13 protein-coding genes are annotated in these 15,405 nt (G+C 65.4%); 3 read left to right on the top strand and 10 right to left on the bottom strand.

The features are described 5' to 3' along the window. Positions 1–14: 14 nt before the first annotated feature. The 4 genes from ACKTSM_RS04815 to ACKTSM_RS04800 all read right to left on the bottom strand — a co-directional run bounded on the left by ACKTSM_RS04815 (position 15) and on the right by ACKTSM_RS04800 (position 3,565). Positions 15–614: an ABC-type transport auxiliary lipoprotein family protein gene (locus ACKTSM_RS04815; protein WP_407875990.1), complete on the bottom strand. Its 600-nt coding sequence runs from the start codon at positions 612–614 to the stop codon at positions 15–17. A gap of 14 nt (positions 615–628) precedes the next feature. Beyond that, positions 629–1,576: an MlaD family protein gene (locus tag ACKTSM_RS04810; RefSeq protein ID WP_407875989.1), complete on the bottom strand. Its 948-nt coding sequence runs from the start codon at positions 1,574–1,576 to the stop codon at positions 629–631. 62 nt (positions 1,577–1,638) lie between these two features. After that, positions 1,639–2,457, bottom strand: a complete 819-nt coding sequence (locus ACKTSM_RS04805; RefSeq protein WP_407875988.1) for an ABC transporter ATP-binding protein — start codon at positions 2,455–2,457, stop codon at positions 1,639–1,641. Between the two features lie 4 nt (positions 2,458–2,461). Further along, a complete protein-coding gene (locus ACKTSM_RS04800) occupies positions 2,462–3,565 on the bottom strand; it encodes an ABC transporter permease (protein ID WP_407875987.1) in 1,104 nt (367 codons plus the stop codon). Positions 3,566–3,692: 127 nt separating this feature from the next. Here ACKTSM_RS04800 and ACKTSM_RS04795 point away from each other — a divergent pair, with 127 nt between their 5' ends. Together ACKTSM_RS04795 and ACKTSM_RS04790 are read left to right on the top strand one after the other, a co-directional pair. Next, positions 3,693–6,449 (top strand): valine--tRNA ligase, encoded by a 2,757-nt coding sequence (locus ACKTSM_RS04795; RefSeq protein WP_407875986.1) that lies wholly within the window; start codon positions 3,693–3,695, stop codon positions 6,447–6,449. A 187-nt stretch (positions 6,450–6,636) separates the two neighbouring features. Beyond that, positions 6,637–7,371: a 7-carboxy-7-deazaguanine synthase QueE gene (locus ACKTSM_RS04790; protein ID WP_407875985.1), complete on the top strand. Its 735-nt coding sequence runs from the start codon at positions 6,637–6,639 to the stop codon at positions 7,369–7,371. Positions 7,372–7,391: 20 nt separating this feature from the next. Here the strand turns inward: ACKTSM_RS04790 and ACKTSM_RS04785 are convergent, their stop codons facing one another. The 5 genes from ACKTSM_RS04785 to ACKTSM_RS04765 all read right to left on the bottom strand — a co-directional run bounded on the left by ACKTSM_RS04785 (position 7,392) and on the right by ACKTSM_RS04765 (position 13,569). Further along, complete coding sequence (locus ACKTSM_RS04785) at positions 7,392–9,068, bottom strand: ATP-binding protein (protein WP_407875984.1); 1,677 nt, start codon at positions 9,066–9,068, stop codon at positions 7,392–7,394. A 123-nt stretch (positions 9,069–9,191) separates the two neighbouring features. Beyond that, entirely contained in the window at positions 9,192–9,968 is a 777-nt protein-coding gene (locus ACKTSM_RS04780) for a TIGR02186 family protein (RefSeq protein ID WP_407875983.1), read from the bottom strand. Beyond that, positions 9,965–10,876 (bottom strand): sulfite exporter TauE/SafE family protein, encoded by a 912-nt coding sequence (locus ACKTSM_RS04775; protein ID WP_407875982.1) that lies wholly within the window; start codon positions 10,874–10,876, stop codon positions 9,965–9,967. The genes ACKTSM_RS04780 and ACKTSM_RS04775 overlap by 4 nt, the downstream gene beginning before the upstream one ends. Before the next feature lie 69 nt (positions 10,877–10,945). Then, entirely contained in the window at positions 10,946–12,136 is a 1,191-nt protein-coding gene (locus ACKTSM_RS04770; protein WP_407875981.1) for a hypothetical protein, read from the bottom strand. Next, complete coding sequence (locus tag ACKTSM_RS04765; protein ID WP_407875980.1) at positions 12,133–13,569, bottom strand: glycosyl transferase family protein; 1,437 nt, start codon at positions 13,567–13,569, stop codon at positions 12,133–12,135. Before ACKTSM_RS04765 ends, ACKTSM_RS04770 begins: the two co-directional genes overlap by 4 nt. Before the next feature lie 91 nt (positions 13,570–13,660). Between ACKTSM_RS04765 and nhaA the strand changes: the two genes are divergently transcribed. Beyond that, the gene (gene nhaA / locus ACKTSM_RS04760) at positions 13,661–14,914 is read left to right on the top strand and encodes a Na+/H+ antiporter NhaA (protein ID WP_407875979.1); all 1,254 of its coding nucleotides are present in this window, start codon (positions 13,661–13,663) and stop codon (positions 14,912–14,914) included. A gap of 22 nt (positions 14,915–14,936) precedes the next feature. Here nhaA and ACKTSM_RS04755 read toward each other — a convergent pair whose 3' ends face one another. Beyond that, the gene (locus tag ACKTSM_RS04755; protein WP_407875978.1) at positions 14,937–15,374 is read right to left on the bottom strand and encodes a VOC family protein; all 438 of its coding nucleotides are present in this window, start codon (positions 15,372–15,374) and stop codon (positions 14,937–14,939) included. Positions 15,375–15,405 lie beyond the last annotated feature (31 nt).

Below are 15,405 nucleotides of genomic sequence, written 5' to 3'. Positions count from 1 at the left end.
CGCGCCCGAACGGGTCAGGCCCCGCCGATGACCCAGTCAGCGACCTCGCCTGCGACCCGGTTGGCGGCGCGGTTGAGCGCCGGGGCCACGCTGGCCGCATCGGGGGCGATCCCGCTCTCGCGCGCTTCGAACCGGCGCGCGGTGACAGCGCCGCTTTCCTCGGTCCGCATCGCATCGAAGCGCACCACAACTGACGAGCTGGGCGCGTCATAGCCCATGTCGAGCAGCGTTCCGCGCACATAGCGCGTCGCGACCGTTGGCGTGTCTTCGGTGTCGAGCACCAGCCCCGCCCCGCGCATCCGCAGCGTCTCGCCGAGCAGGCGGCGGAACAGCCGCGAAGGCTTCTCGACCCAGACCGCGTCCTGGAGATAGGCGATCTCGGTGTCCGAGACATGGACCGGCACGCGCGTCACGTTGAGCTTGGCCGGGACCTCGGGCGTGAGCACCGCGATCGCTCCGGCATTGCTGGTCCCGGTCATCGCCGCATCCCCGCTCGCACCGGCGATGGGCGACAGGGTGATCAGGCTTTCGGGCGGTTCGCTGCCGAGGCTGATACAGCCGCCAAGCGCGAGGCCGAGCGCTGCAAGGGCGGTGAAATTGCGCATTGTCTTCATGCCATTGGCCCCGATCATGGTTCGTAGTCCGGCAGTTTCTGCCCGCCGATCAGCGAACCCGCGCCCTGGTTTTCGAGCTGTTCGGTGATCGCGCGCAGGCTGCGGCTGGTGGTTCTCAAATCGCGCAGGGTCGCCTCGGCCGCGGGCAGCGTCGATTCGCGCAGCTGGCGCGCGGCGGGCCGGGTATCCTCGAGCGTGGCAGCAAGCGCGGCGGCGGCATCATTGGCCGATGACAGGGTGCCGCGCAGTTCGGCTGCGAGTGCCGGGCCTTCTTCGTTGAGCAGGCGATCGGTGGTCGCGGTCGCCTGTTCGAAGGCGTCGAGCGCCTCGCCCGCTTCGCGCAGCGCGGTCTCGAGCTCGGCGAAGGTCCCTTCGAGCCGCGGTGCGGCCTGGGCGAGTTCGGCGGTGAGCCGGTTCGAGTTTTCGAGGATCGCGGTGATCTGCTGCTGGTTTTCCGGGCCGAGCAGCAGGTTCAGGTTCTCGGTCAGCGTCGCCAGCCTTTCGAGCAGCAGCGGCGCGGAGTTCAGGAGCGCGTTGATGCCGCCATCGCGCGGCGGGATGACCGGGCGGCCTTCGGGGCACGCAGTGGTCTCGCAGGTGATCGCCGGCGCGTCCTTGCGCGCTCCGTCGAGCAGGATGGTCGAGACGCCGGTAAAGCTCGACTGGATGGTCGCGGTGGTGCCGACCAGGATCGGCACTTCGTCGCGGACCTTGATCCGCACGCGCACGAATTCGGGATCGTCTTCGGACAGGGCGATGCCCACCACCTGGCCCACCGGGACCCCGGCATAGGAAACCTGGCTGCCATTGGCGAGGCCAGAGACAGCCTGGCTGTAGAAGATGTCGTATTCGGTCTGCGAGCCCTGCCCCAGCCGCGCGATCCAGATGATCGCCGCCGCCATCGCGACCAGCAATATGAGGACCACGGTCCCGACCCAGAGGTGATTGGCTCTCGTCTCCATTGCGCCTTCCTATGAACGGTCGAACCGCTTGATGTCCATGCCATTGTCCATCGCGTATCGGGTCAAGACGTTCCCGCCCGGCGGTCCTGCCGCACCTTGGCCGCCTGGGCACCGCGCCCGCGCGGGCCGTTGAAATATTCCTCGATCCACGGATGGCCGATTTCCATCAGTTCGGGGATGGTGCCGACCGCGATCACCTTCTTGTCGGCGAGCACCGCGACGCGGTCGCAGATCTCGTAAAGCGTATCGAGGTCGTGGGTGATGAGGAACACGGTCAGCCCGAGCACCTGCGCCAGTTCGCGCGTCTGGCGGTCGAACTTGGCCGCGCCGATCGGGTCGAGCCCTGCCGTGGGCTCGTCGAGGAAGAGCAGTTCGGGATCGAGCGCGAGCGCGCGGGCGAGCCCGGCCCGCTTCTTCATCCCGCCCGAAAGCTCGGAGGGATATTTGGCGATCGCTTCTTCGGGAAGCCCCGAGAGAAGCACCTTGTAGCGCGCGATTTCCTTGCGCAGCTCGTCGTCGATCTCGGGGAAGAACTGCTTCAACGGCACTTCGACATTCTCGCCCACGGTGAGCGTCGAGAACAGCGCCCCGCCCTGGAACAACACCCCCCAGCGATTGCGCACGCCGAGCACTTCGTCGGGCTCGGCATCGGTGATCGACTTGCCGAACACCTCGATCTCGCCCTCGTCGGGCATCTGCAGGCCGATGATCGAGCGCATCAGCACCGATTTGCCGGTGCCCGAACCGCCGACCACCCCTAGGATCTCGCCCTGCTTGACCGTGAGATCGAGCCCGTCATGCACCGCGATATCGCCGAAGCGGTTGACGAGGCCGCGGATCACGATCGGCGGATCGGTGCTGAAACGTTCGTGCATCGCCATCGCCCTAGCCCCAGCCGATTTCGGTGAAGAACACTGCGAAGAAGGCGTCGAGCACGATCACCGCGAAGATCGCCGAGACCACCGCCATCGTGGTGCGGATGCCGACCTCTTCCGAATTGCCGCGCACCTGCATGCCGTTATAGCACCCTGCGAGCGCCACGATCAGCCCGAAGACCGGCGCTTTCACCAGCCCGACCCAGACATCGTGCATCGGCACCACTTCCTGGATGCGTTCGAGGAAGGTGAAGAACGGGATGCCGAGCGCGAATTGCCCGATCACCGCGCCGCCGACGATCGCGACGACCGAGGCGTAGAAGCCCAGCAGCACCATCATCAGCGTGCTCGCGATGATGCGCGGGATCACCAGCACCTCGATCGGAGAGATGCCGATCGTGCGCATCGCGTCGATCTCCTCGGTCAGCTTCATCGTCCCGATCTGCGCGGCAAAGGCGCTGCCCGAACGGCCCGCGACCATGATCGCGGTCATCAGCACGCCCAGTTCGCGCAAGGTTATGCGGCCCACGAGATTGACCGTCAGCGTCTCGGCCCCGAATTGCGACAATTGCACCGCGCCCTGCTGGGCGATGACGATGCCGATGAGAAAGCTCATGAGGCCGATGATCGGCAGGGCAGACACGCCCACCAGTTCCATCTGCCGGACGATCGCGCGGCCGGGAATGCGGCGCGGATGCGCGATCAGCGATGCAAAGCCGAGCACGATCTGGCCGAGAAACCCGATCACCCCGGTCGCCCCGATCCGCGCACTGGCGACCTTTTCGCCCAGCGCCTCGGGCACGCGCTCCCATACCGGCACGCGCGGCGGGCGGATCTCGGCGCTGTTGCCGGCGCTCTCGACCGCGTCGAGCAGCGCTTGCGCCTGCTTGGACGCGCCGGTGAGCGTGGCCCCGTGCTCTGCCGAAAGGCTGCACGCGACCCAGGCGCCGACCGTGTCGATCGCGGTGACCTCGGAGATGTCGACGGTGGCGATATCGCCTTCGAGAGCGCGCAATTCGGGTTCGAGCGGCCCGACGCTGGAGACGAGCAGCGGCCCGCTCAGCACGACCCTGCTGCCCTCGTCCTCGATCCTGTACTGGGCCACCGCTTCCATTGCGGGGAGGATATGCGGACAAAACCCCGCGCAAACAAGCGCCAAGTTGCGCAGGCGGCCTCGCGCGGCGGCTCGGCTGCAATAAGCGGTTGTGAGAGCGCGGCGGCAATGGCATTGGCGCTGCCCTATGAGCACCGAGCTATCCACGACCTTCGACCCCGCCGCGATCGAGACGCGCTGGTACACGCATTGGGAAGAGAGCGGCGGCTTCCGACCCGAACGCCCCGATGCCGAGCCGTTCACCATCGTCAACCCGCCGCCCAACGTGACCGGGTCGCTGCATATTGGCCACGCGCTCGACAACACGCTCCAGGACATCGTGATCCGCTACGAGCGGCTGCGCGGCAAGGACGCTTTGTGGGTGGTTGGCACCGACCATGCCGGGATCGCCACGCAGATGGTGGTCGAGCGCCAGATGGAGGAGCGCCAGGACAAGCGCACCAATTACAGCCGCGAGCAATTCGTCGACAAGGTGTGGGAATGGAAAGCCGAATCCGGCGGCAAGATCACTCACCAGCTGCGGCGGCTGGGCTGTTCGATGGACTGGTCGCGCGAACAGTTCACGATGGACCCGCATTTCACCAAGGCGGTGCTCAAGACCTTTGTCGACCTTTACAATGACGGCCTCATCTACCGCGACAAGCGGCTGGTGAACTGGGACCCCAAGCTCAAGACCGCGATCAGCGATCTCGAGGTCGAACAGCAGACGATTGCCGGCCAATTCTGGCACTTCAAATACCCGCTCGAAGACGGCGTGACGCTCGATGACGGTCAGGACTATATCGAGGTCGCCACCACCCGGCCCGAAACCATGCTCGCCGACATGGCGGTCGCGGTGCATCCGTCCGACGATCGCTACAAGTCCGTGATCGGCAAGCATGTCGTCCTGCCGATCACCGGCAGGCGGGTTCCGATCGTCGCCGACGAACACGCCGATCCCGAACTCGGTTCGGGCGCGGTGAAGATCACGCCGGGCCACGATTTCAACGATTTCGAGGTGGGAAAGCGCGCAGGGATCGCGCCTGCCGACATGCTCAACATGTTCGACGAGAACGCCAATGTCTGCCAGGTCGCGGACGGGCTGATCCCGGACGAGTTTCTCGGCCTTCACCGCTTCCGCGCCGAAAAGGTCGCGGGCGAGGCCAAGGGCGCGCGCGAACTGGTGATCGAACGCCTCAAGCAAAGCGGCCACCTGATCCCGCACATCGCGAAGACCAAGAAGGGCGAAGAGGTCGAAATGGACGCCGAACCCCGGCAGATCGCGACGCCATTCGGCGATCGCGGCGGGGTGGTGATCGAACCGTGGCTGACCGATCAATGGTATGTCGATGCCGCGAAACTGGCCGAAAAGCCGATCGCGCAGGTGCGCTCGGGCGAAGTCGAAATCGTGCCCAAGTCCTGGGAAAAGACCTTCTTCAACTGGATGGAGAACATCCAGCCCTGGTGCGTTTCGCGCCAGCTATGGTGGGGCCACCAGATCCCGGCCTGGTTCGACGGCGATGGCAATGTCTATGTCGCACCGTCCGAGGAAGAAGCGCAGGCTCAGGCGGGCGAAGGCGTCGCCCTGACCCGCGACCCCGACGTGCTCGATACGTGGTTTTCATCCGCGCTGTGGCCGTTCGCAACGCTCGGCTGGCCCGACAAGACGCCGCTGCTCGACAAGCACTTCCCCAATTCGCTGCTCGTCTCGGGCTTCGACATCCTGTTCTTCTGGGATGCGCGAATGATGATGATGGGCAATTACAACATGGGCGAGGCGCCGTGGCCGCGCCTCTATCTCCACGGCCTCGTGCGCGCCGCCGACGGCGCGAAGATGAGCAAGTCCAAGGGCAATGTCGTCGACCCGCTCGGCCTCATCGACCAATATGGCGCTGATGCGCTGCGCTTCTTCATGGCGGCGATGGAAAGCCAGGGCCGCGACATCAAGATGGATGAGAAGCGGGTCGAGGGATACCGCAATTTCGCGACCAAGCTGTGGAACGCGGCGCGGTTCTGCCAGTCGAACGGCATCGGCGCGTCCGACACGGTCAAGGCGCCGCAAGCCCGGCTCGCCGCCAACCAGTGGATCATCGGCGAAGTGCAGCAAGCCTGCGCCGAGATCGAGAGCGCGATGGAAGACCTGCGCTTCGATGCCGCGGCCAATGCGATCTACCAGTTCACCTGGAGCCGGTTCTGCGACTGGTATCTGGAACTGATCAAGCCGGTCTTTGCCGAGGGTGCGAGCGAGGACGCCGCTGCCGAGACCCGCGCGGTCGCCGGCTGGGCGCTCGACCAGATCCTCGTCATGCTCCACCCCTTCATGCCCTTCATCACCGAGGAGCTGTGGCACGCACAGGCGCGCACCGCCGGGAGCGAGCGTGCTTACGACCTGATCGTGGCCAAATGGCCTGATCCGCGTGGGCAGGTGAGCAAGCAGGCCACCGATGCGATCGACTGGGTGATCGACCTCACCAGCAATGTCCGCTCGGCGAGGAACGAGCTCGGCATCGCGCCGGGGGCAAAACTTGCAGCCTTCGTGCCCGAGCCATCCGAGCTTGCCAAGGCGACGATCGAGCGGTCGAGCGCGGCAATCGAGCGGCTTGCGCGCCTCGCGCCGGTTACCGTGGGCGAAGCCCCCGATGGTCCGGCGATGCAAGTGACCGCGCTGGGTGACGTGTTCATCATCCCGCTCGAAGGCATCATCGATATCGAGGCGGAAAAATCGCGGCTCGAAAAGGCGCTTGCGGCCAGCCAGAAGGAGGCCAGGAGCCTCGAGGGAAGGCTCTCCAACGCCAATTTCGTCGAGCGCGCCAAGCCCGAGGCGGTCGAGAAGGCGCGCGCCGACCACGCGCACCATTCGGCCGAGGTCGAGCGGCTGACCGCGGCGCTGGCGCGGCTGGGCTAGTTTCCTACCCGCGCCATTCGTGCGATCACCCTGCCATGACCTGCTGCGCGCGCCTCTCCCCACGATCGGAAAAACCGATCAATAGCCGCGCCTGTGATCGATTGGATTTTTGCGCCAGGACAGTGTTCCACCTGTTCCAGCCGTGCTTCACCTGCGGTGAAGCGAGTGGGCGCGCGGGAGGATTTGCATGGCGCTGATCTGTGCCACCGGTGATGATGGCGAAGCGGAAATTTTCGCCTCGCTTCAGGGCGAAGGGCCGAGCGCGGGCCGCCCGGTCGCCTTTGTCCGGCTGTCGCGCTGCAACCTTGCCTGCGTGTGGTGCGACACCCCCTATACCTGGCATTTCACCGGCGACGAGCGCCCGCACGAGGGCGGCACGACCTATGATCGCAAGGCCAACCAGGTAAAGCTGTCCCCTGTCGAGGCAGCCGAACGCATCGCCGCGCTGGGGCAGGACCGGCTGGTGATCACCGGCGGCGAGCCTTTGCTGCAATCGGGCGCGCTCGCCGACATGCTCGCCCACCTTCCCGATATCGCGGTCGAGATCGAGACCAACGGCACCGTGCGCGCCAGCGCGCATGTCGATATCCGCGTCGACCAGTACAATGTCAGCCCCAAGCTCGCCCATTCGGGCAATCCGGCAGAGTTGGCGCTGATCGACGAACGGCTCGAAGCCTATGCCTGCGACCCGCGCGCCTTCTTCAAGTTCGTCGTCGCATCGCCCGAAGACGCCGCCGAGGCTGCCGCCCTGGTGGCCCGCTACCGCGTGCCTGCCGAGCGGGTGTTCCTGATGGCCGAGGGGACTTCGAGCGCCGAGTTGCGCGCGCGCCAGCAATGGCTTGCGCCGCTGTGTCTCGAACTTGGGTTTCGCATGTCCGACCGGCTGCACATTCACCTGTACGGCGATACGCGCGGGACGTGACCAGCCGGGGCGAGTGGCCCTTAGCCCTGCGAGCGCCAGCGCAGCACGACGCGTTCGACCAGCTCGTCCTCGCCGCCGCCCTGCTGCCAAAGCTCGGCAAAGCTGGGGTCTTCGGATGCGGGGCGCTTGTGCTCTTCGAGCGTGTCGAAATTGACGCGGATCGGGATCGCGACGCCCTCGCCGCAAATGATGCATTCGCGGTTGCGCAGAGCGGGGATCGAATCGAGGAAACCGCGCGCGCCTTCGGGCATGGCGGCCTTCACGAAAGCCTGGTCGCGGTCATTGTTGAGACGCATGGAAAGGATGGTGCCGCATTGTGACAACACGCCTTCTGCAAGGTCCGAGGGACGCTGGGTGATAAGGCCCAGGCTGATGCCGTATTTGCGGCCCTCCTTGGCGATCCGCGAAAGGATCTTGGCGACCGATGAGCCGTCCGAGTTCTTCTCGTTGGGAACGTATCGGTGGGCTTCCTCGCACACCAGCAGGATTGGCCGGGTCTTTTCCTCGCGGCCCCAGATCGCGAAGTCGAAGACCAGCCGGCTGAGCACCGCGACCACGGTCGAGGTGATGTCGGACGGCACGCCCGAGACGTCGATGATCGAGATCGGCTTGCCGTCACCCGGCATCCGGAACACCTTGGAGATGAAATCGGCCATGGTGTCGCCGACCAGCATGCCCGAGAACATGAACTGGTAGCGCGGGTCGGCCTTCAGTTCCTCGAGCTTGCCGGAAATGCGCATATAGGGCGCCGAACTGGTCGCCTTGTCGAGCTTGCCCATCTCGTCCTTGAGCTTGGTCGACAGGTCGGAAAGCAGATAGGGAATGGGCGAATCGACGGTGATCTTGCCCATGGTTTCCGCCAGCCGGTTCTTGCTCCGCGCATGCAGCAGGCACTTGGCGAGAATGTCCATGTCGACCTGGCGTTCATTGCCGTCGCTGGTGAGCAGCACTTCGCAGTGCTCCTCGAAATTCATCAGCCAATACGGCATCTGAAGGTTCGACACGTCGAGGATTTGCCCGGTATTGCGGAAGGCGGCGGAATATTCGCCGTGCGGGTCGATCATGACGATATGGCCATCGGGCGCGGCCTGGCAGATCCGGTGAAGGATCAGCGCGGCGCTGGTCGACTTGCCGGTACCGGTCGAGCCGAGCAGCGCGAAGTGCTTGCCGAGCATGGCATCGATATAGAGGCCTGCGCGGATGTCCTTGGTCGGGAAGACAGTGCCGACAGTGATATTGGCGCGCCCGTCGCTGGCATAGATCTGTTCGAGGTCACTGGTGGTAGCGGGAAAGACCATCGCGCCGGGCACCGGGTAGCGGGTCACACCGCGCTTGAAGCCGTGAATGCGCCCGGTAAGCTTTTCCTCGGAGCCCTCGCCGAGAAAGTCGATATGCGCGATGATGCCGTTTTCCGCTCTGCGGTCCTTGCGCTGGTCGCGGACATTGGCGAGCAGCCAGGCATTGCCGACGCGGATCTTGATCTGGCTGCCGACCTGTCCGGCAAGCGCGACCGAGCGGTCATCGCTTCCCATGCACTCGTTCAGCCGCTGCAAGTCGAGTGCGATCTGCGAGCCCGAGCCCGAGACCTCGAGGACGATGCCGATCGGAAGCCGCGCATTGTCCTGAGGCGAGGCGGGTTCGGCCGTCTGGTCTGCCCCGGCCTGCCGGTTGAAATCGTGGTTGCCCATATCGGTCATGCGCGCAAGTTCCTGTGCCCTCATGCGGGGCGCACGGCGCCCATGCACCGGCTTTCTCCCGCACCATCACAGTGCCCGATCGAGGTTAAGAACGAGTCAACGCCGCGGGGCGCCGCCAGCTTGTCAGCCCCGCGCGAAAAGCCTTCCGGCGAGCCAGCCCATGAACAGCGAGAGCGCGATTGCTCCGAGCCCGTAGAACAGCGCGTAACGGTCGGCGAAATAGACCACCGTCCCCTCAAGCCCGACCTTGACCACCTCGATATCTGCGGTGGCACTGGCGAGCACCCGGCCATTGGCAATCGCGAAGGTTTCGGCGGTGTATCGCCCTGTGGTCACGTTCGAGGGCAGCGCGATGCGCGCCTGGTAAAGCACGCCCTCGCTGATCCGCACGCCGCTGGCATCCTCGCTGTAAAGGCCCGCGCGCTCGCGGGTTTCGACGAGGCCGCGGGCATAGCGCGCCTGTTCGGCCGGTTCGATCTGGCCGGTCGGGCTGAGCTGAATGAACTCGGTCCCCAGCTCGTAGATCGCGGCTGTGCGCGGGTCGACAATCTGTTCGATGGGACGCGAGGAAGAGACCGCGAAGAACGACGGCGCCGAGCGGAAATCGCTCGACCCCGCGTTCATCCAGATCCCTGCGATCCGGTCCTTCTCGCGCAGCCGGATCGGTTCGGTCGGGCCCTTGAGCACGACGACGATGTCATAGGCGGTGTCGCGCACCGGGCCGGCAGGATCGATCACCGCGCCGTACAGAAGCAGGTTCGCCCCGGTGAAGCCCTGGCGCACCTCGATCCGCGACTGGCTGACTTCGGGCACCAGCACCGGCTCGCGCTGAGCCGTCAGGAGAGGCGCTGCGAGCAGCAGGAACAGCGCTCCAAGCCAGTTTCGCCGCCGCGCGCTCACAGCGGGCTGACCGTGTATATCTCGTCGGGCTGCACGCCAAGGCCGTACAACATGCGCAGCGCGACGAGGATGACGATCGCGGCGAGAATGAACCGCAGGATTTCAGGCCGCGCCTTCATCGCGATCTGGGTGCCGAACTGCGCGCCGAGGACCGAGCCGAGCAGCAAGAGGCCGGCGAGCACGATATCGACCGCCTTTGTGGTCAGCGCATGAGTCATCGTGGTGACCATGGTGACGAAGAGTATCTGGAACAGCGATGTGCCGACCACGACATTGCCGCTCATGCCGAGAATGTAGAGCATGGCCGGGACGAGGATGAACCCTCCGCCGACCCCCATCAGCATGGTCAGCACGCCGACGATCACGCCCAGGAGCAGCGGAGCGAGCGGCGAGATGTAGAGGCCCGAGGCATAGAAGCGCGTGCGGAAGGGCAAGCCTGCGACAAGCGGGTGATGCCGGCGCTTGGCAGGGCGGGTGTCGCCCTTGCGACCGGGAGCCAGCGCATCGAGCGCCTCGCGCATCATCAGCGACCCGATCGTGCCGAGCATGACGACATAGAGCACGTTGATGACGACATCGATCTGCCCCAGCGCCTGAAGCAGGCGGAACAGCAAGGCGCCGAACAGCGCACCAATCACGCCGCCCGCGACCATGACCAGCCCCATGCGGTAATCGACCCCTCCGCGCTTGCCATGCGCGATGACGCCCGAAACGCTCGCGCCTGTCACCTGGGTCGCTGCCGATGCCGCGGCCACGGTGGGCGGAATGCCGTAGAAGATCAGCAAAGGAGTCGTCAGGAAGCCGCCGCCAACCCCGAACAGGCCCGACAGGATTCCTGTCAGGCCGCCCAGCAGCACGATGAACAACCCGTTCACCGAGAGATTCGCGATGGGCAGGTAAACGTCCATGCCGAGCCGATTAGCCCAGCAGCAGCAGTCTTGGAAGGCGCGCTTTCGCGTGCTGCTCGGATAAAGCTATCAGAACCGTGTCGAAAGCGTCGCGGCAAGGCCCGATCCGGGCGCGGCATCGCCCGCGACCTGTTCGCGCCAATCGAGAGACAGCCGCGCCGGAACCGAACCGAGCGTGACATCGAACCGCACGGTCGGACCGACATCGACACGATAGGCATCTTCCTGTGCCCCGCCCCAGGCGCCCCCGCCCAGGCTCAACCGGACCGGATCGCGGCCCGGACCGGGCAAGGCCAGGATATCGCGCGTGACTGCGGCCTGGCCATCGGCAAAGGCGGTCGCGGCATCGCCTCCGACATAGCCGGCGCTCGCATAGGTTTCGGCGCGGATCCCGAGCGGGAGTTCGAGCGGGGCGAACTCGGTCACGACATAGGCGGCCGGACGATGCCCGGTGCCAAAGGCATTATCGGTTACGCGCCACTCGGCTGCGACCCGAACCGGGAGCGCTCCGACCGGGCGGGCCGAGACACCGGCCGCCGCCTCGCTTTCGCCACCATCGACCAGCGCGCGATAGCCGCGCACGAAGGCGCGCGGATCGTGGCCCGAAGACGGTGCAAGCCGGTACCGGAACGAGGCGCTGGCCTGGCTTGCACCATAGACCGGGGCGCGCCCTTGCGTGACCGAGGCGGCGTCGGAACCCTGGCGATAGAAGGCAAAGGCATCGAGCGACCAGCGATCCGCCGCGCTCTCGGCGCGCGGCGGGAGGCGCACCACGAAGGGGGCCGCCGGACCAGGCTGGCGGACCGGGCCATAGGCAGGCGCGCGCGCCAAGCCCGCATCATTACCGGGCTCAGAACGTGACAGGTCGCGCTCGCCGAAATCGACACGGAAGGCTGCCGCCATCAACATGTGGTGACCGGCAGCAAGCGCGGAGGTCATGCTCGACCGGGAAAAAGCGGCCGCGCGCTCTGGGGGTTGGATGCGGCGAGAAGCGGCTGCGAGTCGAGCGAGCGGCAGTTCACTTGGGTTGGTCCGCACGATGGCTGGTGCAAACGTGGTTGTGCGCGGTTCCGCATCCCCCTTCAGCGCCGCGCCGCCTTGCGCGTTCTCGGCAAGGATTGCCGTCGGATCGAATGGAAGCGCTTCAATCGCAAAGGGGTTTTCCCACACCGCGGCGCGACCCATCACCCATGCGCCCAGCATCAGGCACAGCATGGCCAGCGGCATGCCGCGCCGGCGCGAGGCGATCGGCCGCGTCATCGGCTGAGCGCTCCCAGCGACATCGCGGCAGGTCGGGCCGCCTCGCTATCGAAACGCGCCGGGTGGCGGTCATGGGGGGTCTTGTCCCAGCTCACCGCGCGCCCCGCCAGGGTCCTCGCATAAGCGATGAGAGCGCGCCGCCCCGCCATGATCGCTATGACATTGGTGACAGGTATGCGCAGCACCGCCATCACCCCTTCCCGCACACCGTAATTGCGCGCGGTGAAGGCAAATCGGCAGAGCGTCCGCCAGCCAAAGAAGCCGAGATTGGCAATCAGCAGCGCCGCGAGAAGCGGCGGCAGGGCGATAGGCTGTGCCCATCCGGCTGCGACCGCCGCTGTCAGCACAATCGTGATCGCGAGCAGGCTGTAACCCATGAGCAGGACGAGGGCGGTCAACGGGCCGCGGCGATCGCGGGCGCGCATCCATCTCTCGATGGCTCCTCCGCTCCACCCGGTCCGGTCCCATCCCTGCAACGCGATACCGTGCACCCAGCGGGTCTTCTGGCGAACGACGTGATCGATCCGCGCGGGGAAGAAGGCGCGGGTCGCGACCAGGAGATCATCTTCGCCGCGCGCCCGCACGAATCGGCAAGTGCCGCCGATCGCGCCGATCGCAAGGCCCAGTTCGTAATCCTCGGTCAGCGAATCCGAGGCAAAGGGCAATGCATCGCCGCGCAATTTAGCGAGGCGGTCGAGCATTTCGCGCCGGACCGCGCAGCCCACTCCTGCTGCCGGAAGCGAGGCGCCGAGCGCATCGCGCACCGCCATGGCCTTGCCATGGGCCTCGGCGAATTCCTCGCAATAATGGCTGCCGAGCCAGCGCCGCGCGCCCTGTGGCAAGGGTTCGACCGGCAATTGCGCGAAATCCGCGCCATGATCGATTGCGCTGTCGAGCAGGCCCAGCGCTGCCGGATCGACGAGGTCCTCGGCATCGTGGAACACCACGCTGGCAAAGCTGCACCCGCTACGCTGTTCATCCTCGCGCATGGCGGCAAAGAGCCGGTTGAGGCAATCGGCCTTGGTGCTCGGCCCCATACGGTCGTGAAGCACGACCCTGAGTCGCGGATCGCCCGGGGCGCCGCGCATCGCCGCTTCCATGGTCGCCAAGTCGTTGCGGTAGACGCCTACGTAAAGGCGCAGTCTGTCCTGCGGCCACGCCGAAAGGAGATGGGAAATCGTTTCCGATATGACATCGGCTTCCTGCCAGGCGGGCACGAAGATAGCGGTGCTGCCATGCAGTTCGCGTCTTTGCCAGTCGCCGCGCCTGATGCGCGGCGTGGACAGCCGCCCGGTGACCCGGAGCCACAACCATGCGAGATCGATGGCGAAATCGTCGATCGCGCCAATCAGGAAAAACACGCCAGCAAACAGCAACAGCTCATGCTGAAGCATTCCGAGCCATTGCCACAGGCTCCAATCATATATTGACAAGGCGACCCCTCTCCCTGCGTGGGCGGGGAGCCTAACCTCCTGTGATAAACCTTGCAACCGCGGTGATAATTCTGGAAAGGGAGCGCCAATCATGACTGACACCAATTCCTCACGCATCGCTCCTGTTCGCCGCATCTTCGCTCCGGTCCGGGCGCTGTTCGTCGGCGATGCCTCGGCAGGCGTTCTTCTTATCCTGGTGGCTATCGCCGCGATGATCGCGGCCAATTCGGCCTTTGCCGATGAGTATCGCGAGCTGTTCTACGGCGAATTGCGTTGGACCCCGATCGCCAAGCTCAAGGACCTGCACTATTGGATCAATGACGGCCTGATGGCGATCTTCTTCTTCGTCGTCGGGTTGGAAGTGAAACGCGAACTGATTTCGGGCCAGCTTGCCGATCCGGCCGCGCGGCGCCTGCCGATGCTGGCCGCGGCGGGCGGGATGCTGGTTCCCGCGGGCGTCTATCTCCTGATGACCGGCGGCGAATACATGAATGGCTGGGCCATTCCGGCGGCGACCGACATCGCCTTCGCCATGGGCGTGCTCGGTCTGCTGGGAAGCCGCGTGCCGGCATCGCTGCGGCTCTTCCTCCTCACCGTCGCTATCGTCGATGATATCGGGGCAGTGCTGGTGATCGCGGCCTTCTATACAGAGACTGTCTACTGGATCTGGATCGGCGCCTCGGCGGCGGTCGTCGCGGTGATGGTGCTTCTCAACCGGATGCGGGTCGATTATTTCTGGCCCTATATCCTGCTCGCTCTCGTCCTGTGGTTCTGCGTTCTCAATTCGGGCGTCCATGCAACCATTGCAGGCGTGGTCGCCGCGCTGACGATCCCGATGCAACGTCGCGATGGCAATTCGATGCTCGAAAGGCTCGAACACACCCTTGCCCCCTGGAGCGCATATCTCGTCGTTCCGGTCTTCGGTTTCGCCAATGCCGGCGTGCCGCTGGCGGGGATGGGCCCCGAAGCCCTGATCGCGACCCTGCCGCTCGCCGTTGCCGCGGGCCTCGTGGTCGGAAAGCAGCTCGGCATCTTCTCGCTTGTCTGGCTCGCCGACAGGACCGGCTTTGCCAAGCGGCCCGAAAATGCCAGCTGGCCCGAGATTTGGGGTGTATCGGTGTTGTGCGGGATCGGCTTCACGATGAGCATCTTCATCGGCGGGCTCGCCTTCAAGGGCGACGAAGCGCTGATCGAAGGCGCCAAGATCGGCATTCTTGCCGGTTCGGCGATCTCGGCGGTGCTGGGATATGTCATCCTGCGCATGACCACCGAGCACACCGTGGCCGAAAGCGACGACAAGGGCACCACCCCGGTCGATCCCTTCCCCGACGATCCGCTTCGTTGAGGCGGAACGCCAGCGCGCTGAATTACCAGCTGCCGGTGTTCTCCATGCTTGCCCAAGGTTCGGCCGGTTCGAGATAACCATCCTGCAGCAGCTCGATCGAGATCCCGTCGGGGGTCTTGACGAATGCCATGTGTCCGTCGCGCGGCGGGCGGTTGATGGTATGGCCGGCATCCATGATCCGCTGGCAGGTCTCGTAGATATTCTCGACCCTGTAGGCGAGGTGGCCGAAATTGCGGCCGCCGTCATAGTCTTCCGGCTCGCTGCCATCCTCAGGAGGCCAGTTATAGGTCAGCTCGATCTCGGCGACGTCTTCCTGCCCGGGCGCGGCGAGAAAGATCAACGTGAAACGCCCCGCCTCGACATCGAAGCGGCGCACTTCCTCGAGCCCGATAAGCTTGAAGAAATCAATCGTCGCCTGCGGATCGGTGACGCGGATCATGGCGTGGAGAAATTTGACCATCGGTTCCTCGCTCGGGGGTTGGACCGCCTCA

The organism is Qipengyuania nanhaisediminis (assembly GCF_045862805.1).
Classification (GTDB): domain Bacteria; phylum Pseudomonadota; class Alphaproteobacteria; order Sphingomonadales; family Sphingomonadaceae; genus Erythrobacter; species Erythrobacter nanhaisediminis_A.
Note: the sequence above shows the minus strand (reverse complement) of the source record. Positions and strands in the feature narration are given on the sequence as shown.